4 protein-coding genes and 2 pseudogenes are annotated in these 6216 nt (G+C 75.0%); 1 reads left to right on the top strand and 5 read right to left on the bottom strand.

Going from position 1 to position 6216, the window contains the following annotated elements:
* Positions 1-944 (top strand): annotated as a pseudogene (locus tag GTW43_RS18615) (DUF5107 domain-containing protein); the annotation flags it as partial.
* Positions 945-991: 47 nt separating this feature from the next.
* Here GTW43_RS18615 and GTW43_RS18610 read toward each other — a convergent pair.
* The 5 genes and pseudogenes from GTW43_RS18610 to GTW43_RS18590 all read right to left on the bottom strand — a co-directional run bounded on the left by GTW43_RS18610 (position 992) and on the right by GTW43_RS18590 (position 6077).
* Positions 992-2290: an amidohydrolase gene (locus GTW43_RS18610; RefSeq protein WP_161303149.1), complete on the bottom strand. Its 1299-nt coding sequence runs from the start codon at positions 2288-2290 to the stop codon at positions 992-994.
* A 201-nt stretch (positions 2291-2491) separates the two neighbouring features.
* Positions 2492-3790: an amidohydrolase family protein gene (locus GTW43_RS18605; RefSeq protein WP_161303148.1), complete on the bottom strand. Its 1299-nt coding sequence runs from the start codon at positions 3788-3790 to the stop codon at positions 2492-2494.
* A gap of 252 nt (positions 3791-4042) precedes the next feature.
* Positions 4043-4738 (bottom strand): annotated as a pseudogene (locus GTW43_RS18600) (GntR family transcriptional regulator); the annotation flags it as partial.
* 73 nt (positions 4739-4811) lie between these two features.
* A complete protein-coding gene (locus GTW43_RS18595; protein WP_161303145.1) occupies positions 4812-5171 on the bottom strand; it encodes a VOC family protein in 360 nt (119 codons plus the stop codon).
* An 81-nt stretch (positions 5172-5252) separates the two neighbouring features.
* Positions 5253-6077 carry a class I SAM-dependent methyltransferase gene (locus GTW43_RS18590; RefSeq protein ID WP_161303143.1) on the bottom strand — a complete coding sequence of 275 codons (825 nt, stop codon included), beginning with the start codon at positions 6075-6077 and terminating at the stop codon, positions 5253-5255.
* Between the last annotated feature and the right edge of the window lie 139 nt (positions 6078-6216).

Below are 6216 nucleotides of genomic sequence, written 5' to 3'. Positions count from 1 at the left end.
AGGCGTACGGCCCGCTGACGGCCGACCCGGCGGCGGTGCACGACACCGACGACTGGGACGCCGCCGTCACCGAGACCGAGCGCCGGCTCGACGCAGCGCTGCCCCGGGCCGACGTGGACGCCGCCTACGCGGCCTGGCTGTCCTGCGCGGACAGCGAGCCCGGCACGCGGCTCGCGCACGGGTCCGGCTGGGGCGCGCTCGAACTGCTGCGCACCGGCTGGAAACTGCCCGGCACGCCCTTCGAGGAGTCGACGCTGGAGCCGGCCCAGGAACCGTGGCGCGAGCTGCTCGAGACCGGCGTGCTCCCCGAGCCGCGCCGGGTCGGACCGCCCGGCCCCTCGCTCGTCGCCCCGGAGTGGCGGGACATGCTGGAGACGGCACCGGCCCGCCCGCTGTCCGAGTACCACCTCGGTGTCGCGCAGTGGCATGCCGGCGACTGTGCGCAGGCCGTGCGCAGCTGGGAGCGCGGGCTCGAACTCGCCCCGTCCTCCTGGCCGTTCCTGCGGTGCCTCGCGGTGGCCGACGCGGCGGACGGACACGCCGAGCGGGCCGCCGACCGGTACGCCGAGGCCTTCGACGATCTGTGCGCCGAGCGCCGGGACGACGGCGAGACCTGGGTCGCCGCCTCCGCGTCGCTCGGGCGCGAGGCGATCGCGGCGCTGCTCCTGGCCGGGCGGACCGGGGCCGCCCGGAGCGTGTGGACCCGGCTGCACCCGGTGACACGCGCGCGGGGCCGGTTCCGCCTGCTGGAGGCGGAACTGCTGCTGGCCGAGGGCGACGCCGCCGCGGCGCGGGCCGTGTTCGCGGCGGGCTTCGAGGTGGCCGACCTCCGCGAGGGCGCCGAGGTCATCCACGAGCTCTGGTCCCGGGTGGCGCCCGGCGAGCCCGTGCCTGTGGAGTACGACTTCCGGATGCGCCCCTCGGCGGGCGCGTCCGGCGACTGAGGACGGGAGCCGCACGGCCGGGCCGGGGGCCCGGCCGTGCGGCGTGCTCAGACGAGTTCGCCGGAGCGGGCCACCACCCGGCCGCCGTGCACGACCAGGTCGCGCTGCGGCATGTCGACCACGATCTGCGGCACACACTCACCGCGTACGAGCACGAAGTCGGCGGGCGACCCGGGCGTGAAGTCGACGTGGGGCAGGCCCATCACGTCGGCCGAGCCGTTCGCCCCGACCGTGTAGCAGGCGGTGAGTTCCTCGTCGAGCCGGACGTCGTTGATCCAGCCCAGGATGTGCGCCCGGTGCAGCATGTCGGCGTCGCCGAAGGGGCTCCAGGAGTCCCGCACCCCGTCCGAGCCGAGCCCGACCCGCACCCCGTGCCGCTGCAGCGCGGCGACCGGCAGCACCAGGGACGGGCTCGGTGCGACCGTCGTCAGCGCGATGTCCTGCTCCGCCAGGTCGGCGGCCATCGTGTCGAGCTCGCCCTCGGACAGGTACGGCAGACAGAAGACATGGCTGACCGTCACCTTGCCGCGCAGGGACAGCGCCCTGGTGCGCTCGATGATGCCGCGCAGCACCTTCGTGCCCTTCTCGTCCCGGTCGTGCAGGTGGATGTCGACCCCGACGCCGTAGCGGTCGGCGAGGTCGAAGACCAGGTCGAGCTGCTCGTCCAGGGCGTTGTCGAAGCTGATCGGGTCGATGCCGCCGATCATGTCGACCAGGCCCGCGCGCGCCGCGTCCTCGAGCAGCTTCGCGGTGCCCGGGGTGCGCACGACGCCGTGCTGCGGGAACGCCACGATCTGGACGTCCAGCGCGTCCGCGAGCCGCTCGCGCGCCTCGGCGATGCCCTCGACGCCGGCCAGCCCGAAGGCGGGGGCCACGTCGGCGTGCGCCCGCATCGCGCGGGTGCCGCGGGTCACGGCGTGCGCCATGAGCCCGTGGGCCCGCTCGCCGACCGGGCGCTTCTGGGCACGGAACAGCTCGACGTCCTGCTCGCAGAACTCGGCGATGCTGTTCGCCGGCCTGCGGGTCACCCAGGAGCCGCCCCAGCTGGTCTTGTCCGGGTGGATGTGGGCGTCGACCAGGGAGGGCAGGGCGATGCGGCCGTCCCCGTAGACCACCTTGGCGCCCTTGGGCGCGGGCCCGTCCGCGACGACGCCGTCGACGACGGTCAGGTCGACGGCCTCGGCGGCGCCGAAGGGTCGGATGTTGCGGAACACGACGGCCTGGCGCGGCGGCCGGTGCGCGTCGGTCTGCGCGGCCCGGGCCGCTCCGGCGGGGGCGAGCGCCGCCCCGAGCGAGGCGGCACCGGAGGTGAGGACACCGCGGCGGGACAGCTGCGGGGGAGTCATACGGATCTCCTCAGGGGGTCAAGGACGCGGAGGGTCTGTGGCGGACGGGGCTGGGACGGTGACGTTCAAGGGCTCAGTGGCCCGAGCGGGCTGAGCGGGCTGAGCGGGCTCACGCGACGTGCGGCACTCGCGCGCCGCGCAGGGCACGCAGGTCCACGCAGGGCCGCCCGGGACGCGCGCGGCGCGGCGGGACCGGCCGGCTCAGAGCGCGATGCCCGCGTGCACCACACGGGTCGGGGCCCGCAGCACCGACAGATCGGCCAGCGGGTCGCCGGAGACGAGCACGAGGTCGCCCGCGAAGCCCCGCACGGGCCGGCCCACGGTGCCGGTGAGGCCCAGGAGTTCGGCCGCGCCCGTGGTGGCGGTGCGCAGGGCGTCCAGCGCGCTGAGCCCGGCGGAGTGCATCAGCTCGACCTCGCCGCCGATCGGGTCGACGACACCCCCGGAGGAGTCGGTGCCCGCCGCGAGCCGGACGCCCATCCGGTGCGCGGCGAGCGCGGCCTTCTTGAGCAGCGGCAGGTAGGTGCGCCCGCGCTCGTCGAGAACCGGGTCGTCGGAGCCGATCATGCCCGCGATGGCGCCGAGGGTCGGCGTGAAGAACGTGCCGCGGCGGCGCATCTCGGCCAGCGTGCGCTCGCCGACGAACGCGCCGTGCTCCAGCGAGCGGATGCCCGCGGTCACCGCGTCGTGGCAGCCCTGCTCGCTGTAGCTGTGGCAGAGCACGCCCTTGCCGTGCCGCTTCGCCGCCGCGACGATCTCGGACAGCTGCTCGTGCGAGTAGACCTGCTCCAGCGGGTCCTGCTCGGCCAGCCCCGCGCGCGGGTTGACCCGTGTCTTGATGACGTCGGCGCCGCGCGCCACGTTCACGTCGACGACGCGGCGCAACGCCTCGGCGGACCGCACGCCGCCCTTGAGCCGCGCGAGCGGAACGAGGTCCGGGTCGCCGAGGACGGTGTCGCCGAGGTCGGGGGTGACGAAGACGCCGGCGGCCGTGAGCCGCGGGGCCAGCTCCGGTGCCTGCCGGGCGAGCTCGCGCACGGCGATGTCCTGGTAGAAGTTCGTCGAACCGCTGCGCGCGCTGGTGGCGCCCTGGCGCAGCGCGTCCGCGGCCTCGGACATGGTGTTGATGTGGATGTGGGCGTCGACGAGCCCGGGCAGCACCCAGCGGCCGTGCGCGTCCAGGCGCGGGGTGCCCTCCGGCACGTCGACCCGGCCGCGCCGCCCGGCGGCCCGGATCACACCGTCCCGGATCACGACGACGGCGTCCTCGACGACGTCACCGGTCCCGGGGTCGAGCAGCGTGCCGCCCTCGACGACGAGGTCACCGGTGCGGGCGGGGCGCCGCGCGCCTCCGGCGGCGGTCGCGGCCCCGGAGGCGGCCGAGGCCGGTCCGATGCCGGAGGCGAGGGCGCCGGCGGTGCCGGCGAGTGCTGCGGAGGCGGCGAGCACGCCGCGGCGGGTCAGCCGGGCGGAGGGCGGCGGGGCGGGGTCGACGCACATGGGGACTCCTCGAGGGCGGGGCTCCTGGTCCGCCCTATTGGTATACCAATTGCGGAAGGCGCGGCAAGGGTGGCCCTGAGGAGGAGGTGTGAAGGGGGCGGAAGGGGCGGTGTGCGGCGCTTTCTACGCGGTTCTCCGCGACGTCCGCCGTGCGGGCTTCGCCGGCGGGTCCGCTTTGGTATACGAAACCGGTGTGCCGTCCTGGCCGGATCCGTCGTCTCCGTCGTCTCCGTCGCCTCCGCCGTCTTCGGGCGCGCCCCCGAAGAGGGAGCGCTCGGCGACGGCCCGGCTGTCCCGGACGTGCAGCAGGGTGCTGGCCGCCGCGGCCTCGGCGTCGCCCGCCGCGATGTGCCGGTACATGTCCGCGTGCTGGGCCCGCATGTGCGCCGGCTCCTCGCGCAGCCCGAAGACCAGCTGCAACTGCCAGCTGAGCTGCTCCATCGTGCGCGCGAGCAGCGGGTTGTCGCACAGGGCGACGACCTCCTCGTGGAACGCGGTGTGCGCGGCCACCTCGCGCGCGCCCTCGTCCGCCGCCGCGGCCCGCTCCGCCGTCTCCAGCGTCGCGCGCAGCGTGGCCAGCACTCGTGCATCGTCATCGCCCGCGGCCGCGACGCGGCGGGCCGCGAGCCGCGAGGCCTGGACCGTGAGCGGCTCCCACACCTCGTACAGCTGCCGCACGTCGTCCCGCTCCAGGCTGCGCACGCGCACGCCGCTGCGGGGCAGCATCTCGAGCAGACCCTCGGCGACCAGCGCGCGCAGCGCCTCGCGCACGGGCACGCGGGACACGTCGAGCTCCGCCGCGATCTCGCGCTCCACCAGGCGGGAGCCCATCGGGTAGCGCCGGTCCACGATCCGCTGCCGGATCTCCTCGCGCGCCCGGTCGCTCAGCGAGACGTGCCCCTGCCCGCTCCCGTCCGTGCGTCCCCGGTCCGTGTCGCTGCCGGTCACCTGTGCACCCTGCCCTTCGCCCTCGCGCGCGCCGTCGCGCCCGGGGCGAGGATACGTGCCGGGGAGCCCCGGATCAGGCCGTCTCGGCCGCCTGCCGGTCGACGTACTCGAACACCGAGCCGTCCGGGTGCAGCGCGATCAGGTTCCGGCCCGCGGGGGTCGGCACCGGCCCGGCGATGACCTGCGCGCCGGACGCGGTCAGCACAGCCTTCGCCTCGTCGACGTCCTTGACCGCGATCGTCGCCGACACCTTGCGCAGCACCTCGAGCTCCCGCTCGGGCCCGCTCATCAGGAGAAAGCAGCCGACGGCGGCCACGGAGACCCCGCCGCGCTCGAAACGCATGGCGCGGCTGCCCGCGAGCTGCTCGTAGAACGTGACCGAGGACTCCAGGTCCTCGACGCAGATGCGCAGCGTGGTTCCCAGGATTTCCATGACGGGAAGCCTAGTTGGCCCGTCCCGGCCGCGTGATCACTTCCGGCAAGCCGCCCCGGCCGCGACCGGTGACCGGCCTAGCTACCGCACCGGCTTGCGGCACAGGATCTCGCCGTGCAGGACCGAGAACCACGCGTCGTCGGCCGCGCCCCACGTGCGCCACGCCTGCGACACCCCGGCCAGCTGCTCGGCCGTCGCGTGGCCGCCCTCGACCGCGCGGTCCGCGTAGGCCGAGGCCACCGTGCGGTCCGCCCACAGGCCGCTCCACCAGGCGACCTCGTCCGGCGTCGCGTAACACCACGTGCCCGCCGTGGCGGTGATGTCCCCGGCGGCGAAACCGGCCTCCAGCGCCCATGACTTGAGCCGGCGTCCGGCGTCCGGCTCCCCGCCGTTGGCCCGGGCGACCCGCCGGTACAGGTCCAGCCAGTACGTCATCTCCCGGGACTCGGGGTACCAGGTCATCGCCGCGTAGTCCGAGTCCCGCACCGCGACGATCCCGCCCGGCTTCGTGACCCGCAGCATCTCCCGCAGGGCCTGCACCGGGTCGCCCACGTGCTGCAGCACCTGGTGCGCGTGCACGACACAGAACGTGTCGTCCGGCCAGTCCAGCGCGTGCACGTCGGCGGTGGTGAAGTCGACGTTGGTCAGGCCGCGTTCCGCCGCCGTCGCGCGGGCCTGGCCGAGGATGCCCTCCGCGTGGTCGGCGCCGGTGACGTGGCCGTCGGGCACCAGCGCCGCCAGGTCCGCGGTGATGGTGCCCGGGCCGCAGCCGATGTCCAGGATCTTCATGTGCGGCTTCAGCGAACCGAGCAGGTACGCGGCGGAGTTGGCGGCGGTGCGCCAGGTGTGCGAACGCAGTACGGACTCGTGATGGCCGTGGGTGTACACGGCGGTCTCCTGCGGCATGGCCCGGTCCTCTCACGGAACGACGGCACGCCCGGAGCGGCTGCCCCGGGTGTGCCGATCACGCTACGCCGCTCGATCGAATAGTGAGATACCCGTCTTGATATATGGACTCCGGATGGGATTGGGGGTGGGGGTGGGG

The sequence above is a fragment of the Streptomyces sp. SID5785 genome (genome assembly GCF_009870065.1).
Taxonomy (GTDB): Bacteria; Actinomycetota; Actinomycetes; order Streptomycetales; family Streptomycetaceae; genus Streptomyces.
The sequence above is the reverse complement of the archived record's forward strand: the minus strand, read 5'-3'. Positions and strand labels throughout refer to the sequence as shown.